The following is a 17,837-nucleotide window of genomic DNA, read 5'->3' as shown; positions in this document are numbered from 1 at the left end:
CAAAATTTTATACAATATACAGCTGTCAGAAAGGATGGGAACATAGATTGCCATTTGTTCACCTTCAAGTTCAAAGTGCCTACAGTCTGCTGAATAGTTCAGCAAGAATTAACAAGTTAATTGAAAAAGCTGAATCATTTCAATTAAAGGCTCTCGCTATTACAGATTTTCACACGATGTATGGAGCGGTTGCTTTTTATAAACAATGCAAAAAACACGGCATAAAGCCGATTATCGGACTGACGGCTTCAGTCATCTTAGAAGAGACCGGTGAAAGTACAGGGTATCCGCTGGTATTGCTTGCGAAAAATAACGATGGCTACCGGAATCTATTGAAAATCAGCAGTGTTCTTCAAACAAAATCGCCTGAAGGAATTAAGAGCAGATGGCTGAAATCATACAGCGGCGGTTTAATGGCTTTTACCCCTGGTAGAACTGGGCTAGCTGAAAAGTATATACAAGAGGGAAACAGTGAAGAAGCAGTCAGGATTTTAAAGATATATAGAAGCCTTTTTAATGAAGGAGACTTTTATTTATCTGTTCAAAAGCATTTCCTTCAAGAGGATCTTAAAATGGCTGAAGAGCTGCTCCAAATAAGCAATCAGACAGGCCTTCCGCTTGTAGCAGCAAATGATGTTCATTATATAGAAAAAGAGGATGCCTTTGCACATAATTGTTTGCTGTCTATTAAAAATGGTTCGAAAATGGAAGATGACAGCGATTATGCATTGCCTTCGAATCAGTATTACTTTAAATCACCGTCTGAAATGGCTGAACTTTTTCAAGATTGTCCTGAAGCCTTGGAGAACACGCTGAAGATTGCAAATGAATGTAATGTATCACTTGAGCTTGGAAAAACACAGCTTCCAAAATACCCTGCACCAGGCGGCCAATCCGCTGATGAATATTTGGAGAGACTCTGCCTGCAAGGATTGAAACACCGTTTTTCAGAAGCGAAGGATACATATTTTAAAAGGCTCGAGTATGAACTGGATGTTATTAAACAAATGAAGTTCAGTGATTATTTCTTAATTGTTTGGGACTTTATGAAGTATGCCCACGATCATCACATTTTGACGGGGCCTGGGAGGGGGTCTGCTGCAGGATCCCTTGTAGCGTACGTATTAAAGATTACAGATGTAGATCCGATAGAGCACCATCTTTTATTTGAACGGTTTTTAAATCCGGAACGAATCAACATGCCCGATATAGATATTGATTTTCCAGATACAAAACGGGATGAAATGATTGCCTATGTTGCAGAAAAATACGGGTCCATGCATGTTGCTCAAATTGTGACATTCGGAACGCTTGCAGCTAAAGCGTCACTTCGGGATGTCGGAAGAGTCATGGGAGCATCAGCAAAAGAAGCAGATGTACTGGCCAAGCTCATTCCTTCTAAACCAGGTACGACTTTAAAGCAGGCTTATTCAGAGTCCAAAGATCTGCAAAACCTTCTTTCGGAGTCGGATCTTTATAAGAAAATTTATGGAACGGCCATGAAGATAGAAGGGCTTCCGCGCCATACATCCACACATGCTGCCGGGGTAGTGCTAAGCAGCGAGCCGTTAACGGACATCATTCCCATACAGGATGGGCATAATGGGATTTATTTAACTCAGTTTTCGATGGATTATCTTGAAGACCTTGGATTGCTGAAAATGGATTTTCTTGGATTGAGAAACTTGACGCTGATCGAAAAAATAACAAATCTTATTGAACGGAATGAGAAAAAGAAAATCGATTTCTCCCAAATTTCATATAAGGATGAAAAAACATTTGAACTGCTCGGACAAGGAGATACAACTGGGGTCTTTCAGCTGGAGTCTGATGGAATGCGGAGCGTTCTTAGAAGGCTGAAACCAACGGATCTTGAGGATATAGTGGCCGTAAATGCCCTTTTTCGCCCGGGTCCAATGGAAAATATTCCTCTATTTATAAATCGGAAGCATCACAGAGAAAAGATCGAATACCCGCACCCTGCTTTAGAGCCTATCTTAAAGACAACCAATGGCGTCATCGTGTATCAGGAGCAGATCATGGAAATAGCTTCGAAAATGGCTGGGTTTTCTTTGGGTGAAGCTGATTTATTGAGAAGAGCAGTAGGGAAAAAAATTAAAGAAATGCTTGATCAGGAAAGAGAGCATTTTGTATCAGGCTGCATAGATAACGGCTATGATGAAGCCTCTGCAAACAGTATTTATGATTTAATTGTTAAATTTGCCAACTACGGATTTAACAGGAGCCACGCAGTTGCCTACAGCATGATTTCGTTTCAGCTTGCTTATTTGAAAGCCCATTACCCTGTTTATTTTATGGCGGCGCTTTTAACAAGTGTGATCGGCAATGATGAAAAAGTGGCTCAATATATTAGAGAGGCCAAGCAGCACGGTGTGGCTGTTTTGCCGCCGTCTATTAACAAGAGCGAATATCCTTTTATTGTAGAAAAAGGCAGCATCCGGTTTAGTCTGAATGCAATTAAAAATGTAGGAACAAATGCTGTTAAAGAAATATATCAGGCAAGAAAGAAAAGGGAATTTACCGATCTATTTGATTTTTGTGTGAGGGTATCAACGAAAATCGTCAACCGAAAAGTGATGGAATCTCTTGTCTTTTCCGGAGCAATGGATGAGTTTGAGGTGGAAAGATCTACGCTCCTTGCAAGTCTTGATTTAGCTATCGAGCATGCTGCCCTTTTTTCTTCAGATGATGAAAATCAATATGATTTATTTTTAGAAGAGGAAGAATTCAGTATAAAGCCGAAATATATAGAAGTTGAACCGTTCAAAATTGAAGAAATGCTTAAATTCGAAAAGGAAGCACTGGGATTTTACTTTTCAAGTCATCCTGCATCAGCGCACTCATACTTATTTAATCGGTTTGGGATTGTAAAAATCAGTGATGCCCGGCAATTGCTTCATCAAAAGGTAAAGGTAGGGGTATTTATTACAGCGATACGCACAATCCGGACAAAAAAAGGCGAAGTTATGGCTTTTCTTGCATTAAGTGATGAGAGCGGGGAACTTGAAGCGGTCGCTTTTCCGTCTGTTTATACTAAAGCAGGGGATATTTTTTCTCAAGGTAAAGTCGCTGTACTAAGCGGGAAGATTGAGAATCGCAACGATCGGATGCAGCTGATTATATCTGATGCAGAGACCACCCAGGATCTCGAGAAAAGAACGAAAACACTATTCCTTAAAATCGAAGAGACTCATCTGGCTGAAGGGAAACTGCAGACTGTACAAGATACTCTCAAACGTCATCGCGGCAGCACACCTGTTTTTCTTTATTACGAGAAGGACAAAAGAACCGTCCAGCTGCCAAGAGACTACTTTGTGGATGCGAATGACCGATGTTTATCGGAGCTGAAAGACCTTTTGGGCAATCAGAATATTGCAGTGAAAGATTAGATTCGGCACATTTAAACGGTAAGTTAAAAAATACAAGACTTTACAATAACTAAAAATATGTTATGATTTATTATTGGCTGGAGTGGTCAGACCACCTCCAATATGACCCTAAGGAGTGAGAAGATGTCATTGCGAGAAGAAGCATTACATATGCATCTAATTCATAAAGGAAAGCTAGAATCAAAATCAAAAGTACCAGTCAGAAATGCTAAAGACTTAAGCTTAGCTTATTCTCCAGGGGTCGCTGAACCTTGTAAGGCAATATATGACGACAAAAATAAAGTGTACGATTATACAATGAAAGGCAACATGGTGGCAGTAGTATCAGATGGCACTGCCGTGCTTGGCCTTGGAAATATCGGGCCGGAGGCAGCACTCCCTGTAATGGAAGGCAAAGCGGTACTGTTCAAAAGCTTTGCGGGAGTTGATGCATTTCCGATTTGTTTGAATACGACAGATGTGGATAAAATTGTAGAAACGGTCAAATTGCTTGAGCCTACATTCGGAGGCATCAATCTTGAAGATATTGCAGCACCAAATTGTTTTGTTATTGAAGAGAGATTGAAGAAAGAAACAAACATTCCTGTTTTTCATGATGATCAGCACGGAACTGCTATTGTTACTGTTGCAGGACTTGTGAATGCACTTAAGTTTACAGGAAAACAAATGTCTAACATTAAAGTGGTTGCAAATGGAGCAGGTGCAGCAGGAATAGCAATTATCAAGCTTTTATACCGCTATGGCGTGCGTGATATTATTATGTGCGATTCAAAAGGGGCGATCTTTGAAGGACGTTCATTTGGCATGAATAACGTGAAGGCGGAAGTAGCGAAATTTACGAACCGTGACCGTGCTGAAGGCTCATTGGCAGATGTCATTAAAGATGCGGACGTATTTATTGGCGTTTCAGTTGAGGGTGCGTTAACAAAAGAAATGATTGCTACGATGAAAAGCGATCCAATCATTTTCGCGATGGCGAATCCAGTACCGGAAATCATGCCAAGTGATGCAAAAGAAGCAGGAGCGATGGTTATTGGCACCGGCCGTTCAGATTTCCCAAACCAAGTCAACAATGTTCTTGCGTTCCCGGGAATTTTCCGAGGTGCACTTGATGTGCGTGCTACACATATTAACGAGCAAATGAAAATTGCCGCTGTAGAAGCGATTGCTTCATTAATAAGCGCAGAAGAATTATCCGCTGACTATGTCATTCCAGCTCCATTCGATGCACGTGTTGCTCCTGCTGTAGCTGCAGCAGTAGCTACAGCGGCGATGGAAACTGGTGTGGCAAGATTAAAGGCTGACCCAAATGAAATAGCTGAGAAGACTAAACAGTTAGCGATCATCGAAACAAAGTGAGTGGTGTACAGTGAGTGAACCGAAGTCGAAAGTATATATTGAGATACTTCGTCAAATCAGGTCCATTATCCACGAAGACGGTCTATCAGCAGGAGATAAAATACCATCTGAACGAGAGCTCGCAGAACGCTTAAATGCAGGGAGATCATCTGTCAGAGAAGCACTTCGGGCGCTCGAGCTGCTTGGGATGATTGAAACAAGACGCGGTGAAGGAACGTATATTAAGAATTTCCGCGAACATGGTCTTGTTGAAATTCTCGGAACGTTTATTTTACAGGATAAGAATGCTATCGCAGATTTAATTGAAATGAATGTTCTTTTGGAATCAAATGCATTAAAGCTATTGCTTGAGAAAGATAATAATGAAGAAGAGTTAAAGAATCTCGCCATCGCTATTCAGGAGCAGAACCTGGGACATATGGACATTATGGCTAAGTTCATGCAGCTGTCGGACAACTATCTTTTACTCCGGATATGGTCTGTTCTGAATGAGTATTTAAAAGTAATACAGACAGATCATCATTCAGGCTCAGGCAGCGACATCGTTTATGAGAAAATAATTGACGGACTTGCTTCAAAAGATGAAAAGATGGTTTTTGAATCTTTTTACACTCTAACAAATAAGAAAAACGCAAGCGCCTTGTCAAGCTCCGACAGGCAGAAAAAGCTCTGACCGAGGAGTTAGGCGCTGTAGCTGACATAGATGCTGGAATTAATATGAATTCCGATCGTTTAAAGAAAATGTCGAATAGGACATGACACCTTTTTACAAAAAAATTGAAGATGGTTCGTTAAAGTAGATAGATATGGCTAAAAGAGATCATTTCTAATCAGTCAGACGATCTTTCTAAAGACACCGAATTATTTTCATAGAAAAGGAGGCAACGTTTTGTTAAAGGATTTATTTTCGAAAAAGAAGAAATATGCATCCATTCCCTCTGAGCAGGCAAAGTATGATGTTCCAGAAGGAATAATGACAAAGTGTCCTAGCTGTAAAAAGATTATGTATTCTAAAGAATTGAATAAAAACTTGAGAGTGTGCATGAATTGCGGCCATCATCACACCATGAATGCCAGAGAAAGAATTAAAAGCTTATTTGATGAACATTCATTTACAGAGTTCGATAAAGAAATGGTTTCAGAAAATCCGCTTAATTTTCCAGGTTATATGGAAAAAGTAGAAAAAGACCGCAAAAAAACAAATTTAAATGAAGCGGTTGTGACCGGAGAAGGCACGATAAACGGCAATCACACAGTCGTTGCCATCATGGATGCAAGCTTCAGAATGGGCAGCATGGGATCGGTTGTCGGCGAAAAGATTACTAGAGCGATAGAGCGTGCAAATGACCGTGAGCTGCCATTTATCATCTTTACAGCTTCGGGCGGTGCAAGAATGCAGGAAGGTGTTCTCAGTTTAATGCAAATGGCCAAGACGAGCTCTGCACTAAAAATGTTCAGCAATAACGGAGGTTTGATCATCTCTGTTATGACACATCCGACGACAGGCGGAGTTTCAGCGAGCTTTGCTTCTCTTGGCGATTACAATTTTGCAGAACCCCGTGCATTGATTGGGTTTGCAGGAAGAAGAATTATTGAACAGACAATCAGAGAAGACCTGCCTGAAGATTTTCAGACGGCAGAATTTCTTTTAAAACACGGCCAGCTTGATGCCGTTATTAATCGATTGGATATGAAGGACACTCTTTCAAACATCCTCGAACTTCATACGTCAGGCGGTGGATCATCATGGTAGGAGAACTGGAGTTTGAAAAACCTGTAACAGAGTTAAGAGGGAAAATTTCAGAGCTTAAAGAATTTACAAAAAATACCGATGTAGACCTTTCAGCTGAGATTGTGAAGCTTGAGGGCCGTCTTGAAAAGCTTGAAAAAGATATTTATACCAATTTGCAGCCTTGGGATCGAGTGCAAATTGCAAGACATCCTAACCGCCCGACAACTTTGGATTATATTGAAAAACTTTTTACGAATTTCTTTGAAATTCATGGTGACCGCTACTACGGCGACGATGAAGCTATTGTAGGGGGCATCGCAAAGTACGACGGGCTTCCAGTAACGGTAATAGGCCACCAGCGCGGCAAGGATACGAAAGAGAATATTCGCCGGAACTTCGGAATGCCTCATCCGGAAGGCTACCGCAAAGCTTTGCGGTTAATGCATCAGGCTGAAAAATTCAACCGTCCGATTATCTGCTTTATTGATACAAAAGGGGCTTATCCCGGTAAGGCAGCAGAAGAACGGGGCCAAAGCGAAGCCATCGCCAAAAACTTATTTGAAATGGCTGGATTATCTGTTCCGGTTATCTGTATTGTAATTGGGGAAGGCGGCAGCGGCGGTGCGCTGGCGCTGGGAGTAGGAAATCATATTCATATGCTTGAGAACTCCACTTACTCTGTTATATCGCCAGAAGGAGCAGCTGCTCTTTTATGGAAGGATGCAGGGCTGGCAAAAAAAGCCGCGGAAACAATGAAAATCACAGCACCTGATCTGAAGAAGCTGGGCGTCATCGATCATATTATCAATGAAGTCAAAGGCGGCGCACACAGGGATGTATCTGAACAGGCAAAAAATATTGATAAAGTCATTCATGCATCCCTTAAAGAATTGTTAAAGCTGGATGGACCTCAATTAGTTCAGCATCGTTATGAAAAGTTTAAAAGAATCGGTCAAGTTTCGTTTGCAGGAGAAATACTTGGGGTAAAATAGATTAACGTGTAGCCTTCGAACCAGGAAGGCAGCACGTTTCTTTTTTTAAGGGAATATGCCTAGTAAATGATGGTAATCGCAGAGCCTTGAACTAATGAGATTTTTCGACAAATCTAAAAGGAAGCGTTTACTTTATTTAATTTTCAAAGATTCGCTGAAAACCCCTCAAAACAAGAGGTTTTATTGTATAATGAGAATGGTTTAAATGTAACGTGAAAATTCGACATTTGTCGTTTCTTGTCTATTGTGTTGCCTATTTCTTCATGTTATTTTAATATCACATACTACTTTGGGGTGAGAAAAATGAAAAAAATCGGCGTATTAACTAGTGGAGGAGATTCGCCTGGTATGAACGCGGCCGTGCGCGCAGTTGTACGTAAAGCGATCTATCATGATGTAGAAGTGTACGGAATTTATCACGGTTATTCTGGATTAATTGCTGGACATATCGAAAAGCTTGAGCTTGGATCTGTAGGAGATATTATCCACCGCGGGGGTACAAAGCTCTATACAGCACGCTGTCCTGAATTTAGAACAGTTGAGGGACAATTAAAAGGAATCGAGCAATTAAAGAAACATGGAATAGAAGGCTTAGTTGTCATCGGCGGAGACGGTTCTTATATGGGAGCCAAAAAGCTGACTGAACATGGTTTTCCATGTGTAGGCGTTCCGGGAACCATTGATAATGACATTCCAGGCACTGATTTTACCATTGGATTTGATACTGCACTTAATACAGTAATTGATGCTATAGATAAAATTCGTGATACTGCCACATCACATGAACGTACATACGTGATTGAAGTCATGGGAAGACATGCTGGAGATCTTGCGTTATGGTCAGGTCTTGCCGGCGGAGCAGAAACCATTCTGATTCCGGAAGTGGACTATGACATGGAAGATATCCTTGCACGTTTAAAGCATGGAACAGACCGGGGCAAAAAACACAGTATTATCATCGTGGCTGAAGGCGTTGGTAGCGGAGTGGAATTCGGAAGAAAAATTGAAGAGGCTACAAACCTTGAAACACGCGTATCTGTTTTAGGACATATACAGCGCGGAGGATCACCGACTGCTTTTGACCGTGTGCTTGCAAGCCGTCTTGGTGCTTATGCTGTGGAATTATTGCTTGAAGGAAAAGGCGGACGTGCAGTTGGTATTCAAAGCAATAAACTGACAAACAATGGTATCCTTGAGATTTTAGATACTCCGCATACAGTCGATAAGGACATGTACCAGCTTTCAAAAGAATTATCCATCTAAATGATATCTGTTTGGTATCGTTTTCATACCTATTAACAGGAGGAATATATCGAATGAGAAAAACGAAAATAGTCTGTACGATCGGCCCTGCAAGTGAAAGTGTTGAAAAACTTACGCAATTAATGGAAGCCGGAATGAACGTTTCACGCTTAAACTTCTCACACGGAGATTTCGAAGAGCACGGAGCACGAATCAAAAACATCCGCGAGGCTTCAGGAAAGCTTAATAAGGATATCGCAATCCTTTTGGATACTAAAGGACCTGAAATCCGCACACATTCCATGCAGGAAGGTGCAATCGAGCTTGTTGCAGGATCAGAAGTGATCGTTTCAATGACTGAGGTGCTTGGAACTGCTGATAAGTTCTCTATCTCATACGAAGGATTAATTAATGATGTACATGCAGGCTCAATCATTTTGCTTGATGATGGACTGATTGGACTTGAAGTTCTTGAAATGAATAAAGAAGCGAAAGAAATAAGAACAAAGGTTTTAAACACAGGAACATTAAAAAATAAAAAAGGCGTTAACGTTCCAGGCGTAAGCGTTAAGCTTCCAGGAATCACAGAAAAAGATGCAAATGATATTGTTTTTGGAATCGAGCAGGGAGTAGACTTCATCGCTGCGTCATTCGTACGGCGTGCAGCAGATGTTCTTGAAATTCGTGAATTGCTTGAAAAGCACGATGCAGGCCATATTCAAATCATTCCTAAAATTGAAAACCAGGAAGGTGTCGACAACATCGACGAGATTCTTGAGGTTTCAGATGGTTTAATGGTTGCACGCGGTGACTTGGGTGTTGAAATTCCTGCTGAAGAAGTGCCATTGGTTCAAAAAGAACTAATTAAAAAGTGCAATGCTTTAGGCAAACCGGTCATTACAGCTACGCAAATGCTGGACAGCATGCAGCGCAATCCGCGTCCAACGCGGGCAGAAGCAAGTGACGTTGCAAATGCTATTTTTGACGGTACAGATGCGATCATGTTATCAGGTGAAACGGCTGCAGGTTCTTATCCGGTTGAAGCTGTTCAAACAATGAATAACATTGCTTCACGTGCAGAACAGGCGCTTGATTATAAGCAAATTCTTGCGAAACGCAGTGAACAGGCTGATATGACAATTACGGATTCAATTGGACAATCGGTTGCGCATACAGGCCTTAACTTGCAGGCTTCTGCTATTGTAGCAACAACTGAGAGCGGTCATACTGCCCGCATGATTTCTAAATACCGCCCTAAAGCTCCGATCGTTGCCGTTACTTCATGTGAGTCAGTATCTCGCAAGCTTGCTCTTGTTTGGGGAGTCTACCCGCGTAATGGTGAGAAAGCGACATCAACAGATGAAATGCTTGATCAGGCAGTAGAAGAGTCATTAGAGTCAGGAATTGTTAAACATGGTGATTTAATAGTCATCACTGCAGGCATTCCGATCGGCGAAACTGGCACAACGAACTTAATGAAAGTTCATGTTGTTGGCGATGTGATTGCTAAAGGGCAGGGAATCGGACGCAAAACAGCGTTTGGCAAAGTTGTTGTAGCAAGCTCAGCTTCTGATGCTGAATCAAAAATGACTCAGGGTGCTATTTTAGTTTCTCAAAGTACAGATCGCGATATGATGGGTGCATTAGAGAAAGCTTCAGCATTAATTACTGAAGAAGGCGGATTAACAAGTCATGCTGCTGTAGTTGGCCTGAGCCTTGGAATTCCGGTTATTGTAGGAGTTGAAGGTGCAACTTCTATCCTGAAAGATGGCCAGGAAATTACAGTTGATGGATCACGCGGTGCCATCTATCAAGGACATGCAAGTGTTCTTTAAGAAAATACATTAAAAAAGAGAAGGGCTTTTCCTTCTCTTTTTTGCATGCATTCCATATAATCTTTATATACGACAAAATGAGGTGCATTAGATGAGATATTTACTGCCGTTTTTAATTATCATCCCAGCTTGTGAAATCGGCATCCTGCTTTTCTCTGGTAAAACCATCGGAATCATTCCAACTATCCTTATGATCATAGCTACAGGAATAGCTGGAGCATGGCTTGCAAAGAAGCAGGGAATGGAAGCGATCCGAAAAGTTCAGCGGGAAATAAGCTTTGGGAATATACCTGGTGATGCCATAATCGATGGTCTTTGTGTACTTGTCGGGGGCTTGCTTCTATTATCACCCGGTTTCCTGACAGATTTAACTGGGTTTGTTTTATTAATACCGGCAACAAGGAAATTCGTAAAGCCGCTTCTCCAAAAATGGATCAGCAGGCTGATTGACCAAAATCGATTTACGATCATACGATAGAGCCGCTTGAGCATATTGCATCAGCGGTTTTTTTTCGCTTGCTATCACGATTTCTTAGCAGTGATAAATGTCCAAATATCTTCAAATACTCTTGCATTATGAAGGGCATTAAAAATGACTAAAGCCACAGGCCCCACAATTAAACCGAGAAATCCAATCAGTTTGAATCCAACAAATAATGAAATCAGAGTAGCAAGAGGATCAAGCCCAATCGTTGAGGATAAAATCTTGGGCTCCATCATTTGACGCTGAATCAATATAATCAGATATAAGACACCTAAACCAATAGCAAATGGCAGATCGCCGCTGAATGCCGAATAAACAATCCATGGAACAAAAACCAGGCCTGTTCCGAGATAGGGAAGCAAATCAACTGTTCCAATTAACAAAGCAATCGTTATTGCATAATCCACCCTCAGGAAGAGTAACCCTATTAATACGATAATCGTTGTAATGCTGATTAAAATCAGCTGCGCTTTAATAAATCCAAGCAAAGCTTTTTTTAGATCATCAACCACCGTTCTCCCGCTTTTTCTTGCTTTAAGAGGAAGATACTTGCGCAGCAGCTTTTGAAATTTGTACCAGTCTTTGCTGATAAAAAAAGCAGCCAGCAAGGAGAAAATCGTCACTGTTGCGGCGTTCGGCAGCCAGCTGATAAACAGAGGAATATTCTCAAGCAGCCCTTTTAAAAAATCGGCTGCATTCGATCCGATTTGTTCACCTGCATTTTGAATGTTGGCAAGTATCGTAGCCTGCTGACTTGAATCAAGCGTATTAAATAAAGCAGCAATATCTTCATAGATGGGAAGCACACGATCCCCAATGAATGTCTCAATATAAACAACCAGAGTTTTGAAATGCTCAGGAACGGACGACGCCAGGTAGGTTGTTCCCGTTACGAGTTCTGTGATAAGCAAAGTTATGATTCCTGCGAAAATGACAAACAGGAATGCGATTGAAATAAAAACAGCAGCACTTCGGACCATTTTTGTTTCAAGCAGATTGACCATTGGATTAATAAGAATCGCAAGAATGAGACCTATAATAAACGGGTAAGTAAGAGCCGAGACATAATAAACAGAGGCTAGAGCGGCGGCAATGATACATGCAACAGCAAGTGCTCTGGCAGCAACTTGTACTAAATATGCATTCAAATGTTTCCCTCCTGTTTTTCATTCGGAATTTTTATAGTAAGAAAGGATATAAATTTCCGTACTCGTGTCCAGCTCCACCGCCTAACTCCTCGGCCAGAACGGCTCCGCCAGCAAAGGCAAAAAGCGCCTTTTCTGTCGGATCCTTATCTATCTGCCGGAGCTGACCAGGCGGTTCCGCTTTTCAAGTTGTCCAGCTCCACCGCCTAACTCCTCGGCCAGAACGGCTCCGCCAGCAAAGGCAAAAAGCGCCTTTTCTGTCGGATCCTTATCTGTCTGCCGGAGCTGACCAGGCGGTTCCGCTTTTCAAGTTGTCCAGCTCCACCGCCTAACTCCTCGGCCAGAACGGCTCCGCCAGCAAAGGCAAAAAGCGCCTTTTCTGTCGGATCCTTATCTGTCTGTCGGAGCTGACCAGGCGGTTCCGCTTTTCAAGTTTTCCAGCTCCACCGCCTAACTCCTCGGCCAGAACGGCTCCGCCAGCAAAGGCAAAAAGCGCCTTTTCTGTCGGATCCTTATCTGTCTGTCGGAGCTGACCAGGCGGTTCCGCTTTTCTTAGTAGAAACATGTTTTGAAAGGATGTAAGAGAATGAATCAACCTGTCCTATTTTTAATCATATTATTGATCGTTGGATTTCTTGCCAAAAATCAATCATTAATGTTTGCAGTCGGCTTTTTACTTTTTATCAAACTGACCGGCCTTGATACTAAATTGTTCCCGCATATCCAGGCAAAAGGAATCAATTGGGGCGTAACGGTTATTATGATTGCCGTTTTGGTGCCGATTGCGACCGGTGATATTGGATTTAAGCAGCTGACAGAGGCAATGAGATCATCCTATGCATGGATCGCTTTAGGAGCCGGAATTGCTGTTGCCCTTATAGCCAAAAATGGCTTGACGCTTCTTTCTGAAGATCCCCATATAACAACAGCTCTTGTCTTCGGAACTATTTTAGCGGTGTCTTTATTTGGGGGAGTTGCAGTCGGTCCGCTGATTGGAGCGGGTATTGCCTATTTAGTGATGCAAACAGTTAAATTTTTTGGTTAATATAATAAATTCTGATACAATAAGTGAGAAGGCGCCCTAAAAACTCATTATTCTTCTTTAATATCATTTTTCTGACAAATTTTTTGGTACTGGAAATTCTTTTCGTTCACAAAAATCAGATAATTGTTTATAATGGGTATAGGCAGTTTAATTCCGCCTTCTTATTAATTAAAGTCACAATTGAAGATAACATTCGATGTGGCTATTATATTAGCTGTAAATGTAAGCATTTTCTTTTTAATAAATGCTTGTGTATTGAGCAAGCGCTCGGTCGTTTAAACGATTGGAAGATTGGGCAAATAAAAAGAAAAAGACCAGTTTGTAGAATGCTATCTTTTATTGTTGACGAGAAGAGCGGATCAATGGGGATATTTTTGCAAAGGAGAGATTTACATGACAACAACACGGGGTCTAGAAGGAGTAGTTGCTACTACTTCATCTGTAAGTTCGATTATTGATGATACTCTTACATATGCGGGGTATAATATCGATGATTTAGCAGAGAATGCTAGTTTCGAAGAGGTCGTTTATTTATTGTGGCATAGAAAGCTTCCTACGAAAGACCAGCTTGCAGAAATTAAAAAAGAGCTTGCTGAAAATGCAGAAATACCGCAGGAGGTTGTCGATCACTTTAAATCATACGATCTAAAATCTGTGCATCCGATGGCAGCTCTCCGTACAGCTGTTTCTCTTCTTGGCTTATTTGACAGTGAAGCAGATGTAATGGATCCGGAAGCTAACTACCGCAAAGCGATCCGTCTTCAGGCAAAGCTGCCGACAATTGTTTCAGCATTCGCCCGTATCCGCAAAGGACTTGAGCCTATTAAACCAAAATCAGATGCTAGTTTAGCAGTGAATTTCCTGTATACTTTAACTGGAGAAGAGCCGAGCAGTGTTGCAGTGGAAGCTTTTAATAAAGCATTAGTCCTTCATGCCGATCATGAACTGAATGCATCTACATTTACAGCACGCGTGTGTGTAGCAACATTATCAGATGTTTATTCTGGCGTAACTGCAGCAATCGGCGCTCTTAAGGGACCTTTGCATGGCGGAGCAAATGAAGCGGTAATGAAAATGCTCAAAGAAATTGGAGACATTAATAACGTTGAGTCATACTTGCATGAAAAATTCTCCAGAAAAGAAAAAATTATGGGCTTTGGACACCGTGTGTATCGCCAGGGAGATCCGAGAGCGAAACATCTGAAGGAAATGTCTGAAAAATTGACGAATCTTACAGGTGAGCCAAAATGGTTTGAAATTTCTACTAAAATTGAAGAAGTTGTAACAAGTGAAAAATCCATTCCGCCAAACGTAGATTTCTATTCTGCATCCATGTACCACAGCTTAGGCATTGATCATGATTTATTCACGCCTATCTTTGCTGTGAGCCGTGTATCAGGATGGCTCGCTCATATTCTCGAGCAATATGAGAACAACCGTCTGATTCGCCCGCGTGCAGATTACACAGGACCGAATATGCAGAAATACGTGCCAATGGACCAGCGGGGCTGATCTCCCTTAATCACACAAGAGGCCCTTTTCAGGTGAAACTGAAACGGCCACTTATTGAAGAATCAGAAGCCCGCAGTTTTAGCTTTTCAAGTAAAGCCCACTGCCTGACTCCTCGGCCAGAATAAAATCCCCCAAAAAGTCAAAAATGGACTTTTGGGGTGATTTCTGATCTGTCTGTCGGAGCTGACCAGGCGATTCCGCTTTTCTAAATTACATAACAGGAGGTCATTATTTTGACACAAGGACAAAAAATTACAGTTGCAGATGGAGTATTAAACGTACCTAACAATCCTATCATCCCATTTATCGAAGGGGACGGAATTGGTCCTGATATCTGGGCGGCTGCTTCACGCGTTTTAGAGGCAGCAGTTGATAAAGCATATAATGGCGAAAAGAAAATTGAGTGGAAAGAAGTTTTAGCTGGAGAAAAAGCATTTAACAAAACTGGAGAATGGCTTCCTGAAGAAACACTTGAAGTAATCCGCGAATATTTCATTGCTATTAAAGGACCTTTAACTACTCCAGTAGGCGGAGGAATCCGCTCATTGAACGTTGCTCTTCGTCAAGAGCTTGACTTGTTCACTTGTCTTCGTCCTGTACGCTATTTTAATGGAGTTCCTTCTCCGATTAAGCGCCCTGAAGATACAGACATGGTGATTTTCCGTGAAAATACGGAAGATATCTATGCTGGAATTGAGTATGCTAAAGGATCAGAAGAAGTAGAAAAATTGATTTCTTTCCTTAAAAATGAGTTAGGCGTTAATAAAATCCGTTTCCCTGAAACTTCAGGCATCGGCATTAAACCTGTTTCTGAAGAGGGAACTCAGCGTCTGGTGCGTGCAGCAATCAATTATGCAATTAAAGAAGGCCGCAAATCAGTTACACTCGTTCATAAAGGAAACATCATGAAATATACTGAAGGTGCTTTCAAGAACTGGGGCTATGAACTGGCTGAAAAAGAATTCGGAGATCAAGTATTTACTTGGGCTGAATACGACCGCATCGTAGAAAAAGACGGCAAGGATGCTGCAGACAAAGCACAGCAGGATGCAGAAGCTGCAGGCAAAATCATCGTAAAAGATTCGATTGCAGATATCTTCCTACAGCAGATCTTAACTCGTCCGCGTGAATTTGACGTAGTTGCAACAATGAACTTAAACGGAGATTACATTTCTGATGCCCTTGCTGCTCAAGTTGGCGGAATCGGTATTGCTCCTGGAGCAAATATCAACTATGAAACTGGACATGCTATCTTCGAAGCTACTCATGGCACAGCTCCTAAATATGCGGGACTTGATAAAGTAAATCCATCATCTGTTATTCTGTCAGGTGTGTTAATGCTTGAGCACTTAGGCTGGAATGAAGCAGCTAAATTAGTTGTTGACGCAATGGAAAAATCAATCTCAGATAAAGTAGTTACGTATGACTTTGCCCGTTTGATGGACGGCGCTAAAGAAGTAAAATGCTCTGAGTTCGCTGATGCTTTAATCAGCAAAATGTAAGTAAACAAGTTCAGGCTATTTTTCTTTTAAGAAAAATAGCCTTATCATGTATAGTAAAGGGGATGTTTTGATTGGGAATGAAACGTAAAAAGGTATCAGTCATAGGTGCTGGCTTTACTGGTGCGACTACGGCATTTTTGTTAGCTCAAAAAGAACTTTCAGATGTTGTATTAGTCGATATTCCGCAACTTGAGAATCCTACTAAAGGAAAAGCTTTAGATATGCTTGAAGCAAGCCCTGTTCAAGGGTTTGATGCAAATATTATCGGAACAAGCGATTATGCCGATACAGCTGATTCTGATATTGTCATCATTACAGCAGGCATCGCCCGCAAACCTGGAATGAGCCGCGATGATCTAGTTCAAACAAACCAAAAAATTATGAAGAGTGTTTCACAAGAAATTGTAAAATACTCTCCAAATACAATTATTATCGTATTAACAAATCCTGTTGATGCAATGACATACACTGTGTATAAAGAATCAGGATTCCCGAAAAGCCGTGTTATCGGACAATCAGGAGTACTTGATACAGCGCGCTTCCGTACATTCGTTGCTCAAGAGCTGAATCTTTCTGTGAAGGATGTAACAGGTTTTGTACTAGGCGGACACGGAGACGATATGGTGCCGCTTGTACGCTACTCATATGCCGGCGGTATTCCGCTTGAAACACTGATCCCGAAAGACCGTTTAGAAGCAATCGTTGAGAGAACACGCAAAGGCGGCGGAGAGATTGTTAACTTATTAGGCAATGGCAGCGCGTATTACGCTCCAGCAGCTTCATTAGTTGAAATGTCAGAAGCGATCCTTAAAGATCAGCGCCGCGTAATCCCTGCGATTGTCTACTTAGAAGGCGAGTATGGCTATGAAGGAATTTACCTGGGCGTGCCAACTATCCTTGGCGGTAACGGGCTTGAGCAAATTATTGAACTTGAATTAACAAATGACGAAAAAGAAGCTTTAACAAAGTCTGCGGACTCTGTAAAAAGCGTAATGAAAGTTCTTTCGTAATAAACTGAAGTTGGGGAGAGATCCCCAGCTTCTTTACAAAACGAATTGTAAACGTTTTCAATTTTGGAGGTGACCGAAAATGCTTCTTGGCAAAAAAAGAAAACTTGGGAGACAAATAGAAGAGATCACAACAGGCGAAAAATTAACGCTTACTGAAAAGATTGAAGATAAAGATCTGCTCCTGTATCTTGGACTGACAAATGACGCAAACCCGCTGTACATTCAGCATGACTATGCCTCTTTAACACCTTATGAAAAACCGATTGTACCAAGTATCATGCTGACAGGAATTATTACATCTGCAGTTTCGAAATATTTGCCGGGACCAGGAAGCCATATCCTGAAGCAGAACCTCTCGTTTCCCCTGCCAGTCTATCATTACAGCATGATTCAGTTTTTCTTTGAAGTCACAGATGTTAATAAAACAGAAAATCAAATTACCTTGCGTGTAGAAGCGCTAAATGAAAAAGAAGTGACTGTTATCGAAGGAACGATCATTGTCGTACCGCCAGTTCAGCTTTCTTCAATGGACGGACATGCTCTTGAAAACTTTTAAACCTACCATACCA

General features: G+C 41.5%; 14 protein-coding genes. 13 read left to right on the top strand and 1 reads right to left on the bottom strand.

Going from position 1 to position 17,837, the window contains the following annotated elements; genetic code table 11:
- Positions 1-47 precede the first annotated feature (47 nt).
- The 8 genes from dnaE to fxsA all read left to right on the top strand — a co-directional run bounded on the left by dnaE (position 48) and on the right by fxsA (position 11,048).
- Positions 48-3,410, top strand: a complete 3,363-nt coding sequence (gene dnaE / locus LIT25_20185) for a DNA polymerase III subunit alpha (GenBank protein ID USK32881.1) — start codon at positions 48-50, stop codon at positions 3,408-3,410.
- 123 nt (positions 3,411-3,533) lie between these two features.
- Positions 3,534-4,769 (top strand): NAD-dependent malic enzyme, encoded by a 1,236-nt coding sequence (locus tag LIT25_20180; GenBank protein USK32880.1) that lies wholly within the window; start codon positions 3,534-3,536, stop codon positions 4,767-4,769.
- Positions 4,770-4,779: 10 nt separating this feature from the next.
- Positions 4,780-5,442 carry a GntR family transcriptional regulator gene (locus LIT25_20175; protein USK32879.1) on the top strand — a complete coding sequence of 221 codons (663 nt, stop codon included), beginning with the start codon at positions 4,780-4,782 and terminating at the stop codon, positions 5,440-5,442.
- A 216-nt stretch (positions 5,443-5,658) separates the two neighbouring features.
- Entirely contained in the window at positions 5,659-6,522 is an 864-nt protein-coding gene (gene accD, locus LIT25_20170) for an acetyl-CoA carboxylase, carboxyltransferase subunit beta (protein ID USK32878.1), read from the top strand.
- Positions 6,516-7,493 (top strand): acetyl-CoA carboxylase carboxyl transferase subunit alpha, encoded by a 978-nt coding sequence (gene accA, locus LIT25_20165; protein USK32877.1) that lies wholly within the window; start codon positions 6,516-6,518, stop codon positions 7,491-7,493. The genes accD and accA overlap by 7 nt, the downstream gene beginning before the upstream one ends.
- A 303-nt stretch (positions 7,494-7,796) precedes the next feature.
- On the top strand, positions 7,797-8,756 hold the full coding sequence (gene pfkA / locus LIT25_20160; GenBank protein ID USK32876.1) for a 6-phosphofructokinase: 960 nt from the start codon (positions 7,797-7,799) through the stop codon (positions 8,754-8,756).
- 53 nt (positions 8,757-8,809) lie between these two features.
- Positions 8,810-10,570, top strand: coding sequence for a pyruvate kinase (pyk, locus tag LIT25_20155; protein USK32875.1), 1,761 nt, complete (start codon positions 8,810-8,812; stop codon positions 10,568-10,570).
- Positions 10,571-10,661: 91 nt separating this feature from the next.
- Entirely contained in the window at positions 10,662-11,048 is a 387-nt protein-coding gene (gene fxsA / locus LIT25_20150) for a membrane protein FxsA (protein USK32874.1), read from the top strand.
- A 44-nt stretch (positions 11,049-11,092) separates the two neighbouring features.
- On the opposite strand, the gene ytvI is transcribed toward fxsA, so the two are convergent.
- The gene (ytvI, locus tag LIT25_20145) at positions 11,093-12,202 is read right to left on the bottom strand and encodes a sporulation integral membrane protein YtvI (protein USK32873.1); all 1,110 of its coding nucleotides are present in this window, start codon (positions 12,200-12,202) and stop codon (positions 11,093-11,095) included.
- Between the two features lie 583 nt (positions 12,203-12,785).
- On the opposite strand from ytvI, the gene LIT25_20140 reads away from it, so the two are divergent.
- From LIT25_20140 to LIT25_20120, 5 genes are all read left to right on the top strand, one after another.
- Positions 12,786-13,244 (top strand): DUF441 domain-containing protein, encoded by a 459-nt coding sequence (locus LIT25_20140; protein USK32872.1) that lies wholly within the window; start codon positions 12,786-12,788, stop codon positions 13,242-13,244.
- Positions 13,245-13,637: 393 nt separating this feature from the next.
- Positions 13,638-14,756: a citrate synthase gene (gene citZ, locus LIT25_20135; GenBank protein ID USK32871.1), complete on the top strand. Its 1,119-nt coding sequence runs from the start codon at positions 13,638-13,640 to the stop codon at positions 14,754-14,756.
- A 233-nt stretch (positions 14,757-14,989) separates the two neighbouring features.
- Positions 14,990-16,258, top strand: coding sequence for an NADP-dependent isocitrate dehydrogenase (gene icd, locus LIT25_20130; protein ID USK32870.1), 1,269 nt, complete (start codon positions 14,990-14,992; stop codon positions 16,256-16,258).
- 71 nt (positions 16,259-16,329) lie between these two features.
- Positions 16,330-17,268, top strand: a complete 939-nt coding sequence (gene mdh, locus LIT25_20125) for a malate dehydrogenase (GenBank protein ID USK32869.1) — start codon at positions 16,330-16,332, stop codon at positions 17,266-17,268.
- A 79-nt stretch (positions 17,269-17,347) separates the two neighbouring features.
- Positions 17,348-17,824 carry an enoyl-CoA hydratase gene (locus LIT25_20120; protein ID USK32868.1) on the top strand — a complete coding sequence of 159 codons (477 nt, stop codon included), beginning with the start codon at positions 17,348-17,350 and terminating at the stop codon, positions 17,822-17,824.
- The last annotated feature ends 13 nt before the right edge of the window (positions 17,825-17,837 follow it).

It is taken from the genome of Bacillus sp. F19 (genome assembly GCA_023823795.1).
Taxonomy (GTDB): domain Bacteria; phylum Bacillota; class Bacilli; order Bacillales; family Bacillaceae; genus Bacillus_P.
The sequence above is the reverse complement of the archived record's forward strand: the minus strand, read 5'-3'. Positions and strand labels throughout refer to the sequence as shown.

What these genes read in the sequence shown, in the direction of transcription:
- LIT25_20140 (USK32872.1), top strand. Translation starts at nt 12,786, where the DNA reads ATGAATCAACCTGTCCTATTTTTAATCATATTATTGATCGTTGGATTT.
- citZ (USK32871.1), top strand. Translation starts at nt 13,638, where the DNA reads ATGACAACAACACGGGGTCTAGAAGGAGTAGTTGCTACTACTTCATCT.
- pfkA (USK32876.1), top strand. Translation starts at nt 7,797, where the DNA reads ATGAAAAAAATCGGCGTATTAACTAGTGGAGGAGATTCGCCTGGTATG.
- pyk (USK32875.1), top strand. Translation starts at nt 8,810, where the DNA reads ATGAGAAAAACGAAAATAGTCTGTACGATCGGCCCTGCAAGTGAAAGT.
- accA (USK32877.1), top strand. Translation starts at nt 6,516, where the DNA reads ATGGTAGGAGAACTGGAGTTTGAAAAACCTGTAACAGAGTTAAGAGGG.
- LIT25_20120 (USK32868.1), top strand. Translation starts at nt 17,348, where the DNA reads ATGCTTCTTGGCAAAAAAAGAAAACTTGGGAGACAAATAGAAGAGATC.
- LIT25_20180 (USK32880.1), top strand. Translation starts at nt 3,534, where the DNA reads ATGTCATTGCGAGAAGAAGCATTACATATGCATCTAATTCATAAAGGA.
- fxsA (USK32874.1), top strand. Translation starts at nt 10,662, where the DNA reads ATGAGATATTTACTGCCGTTTTTAATTATCATCCCAGCTTGTGAAATC.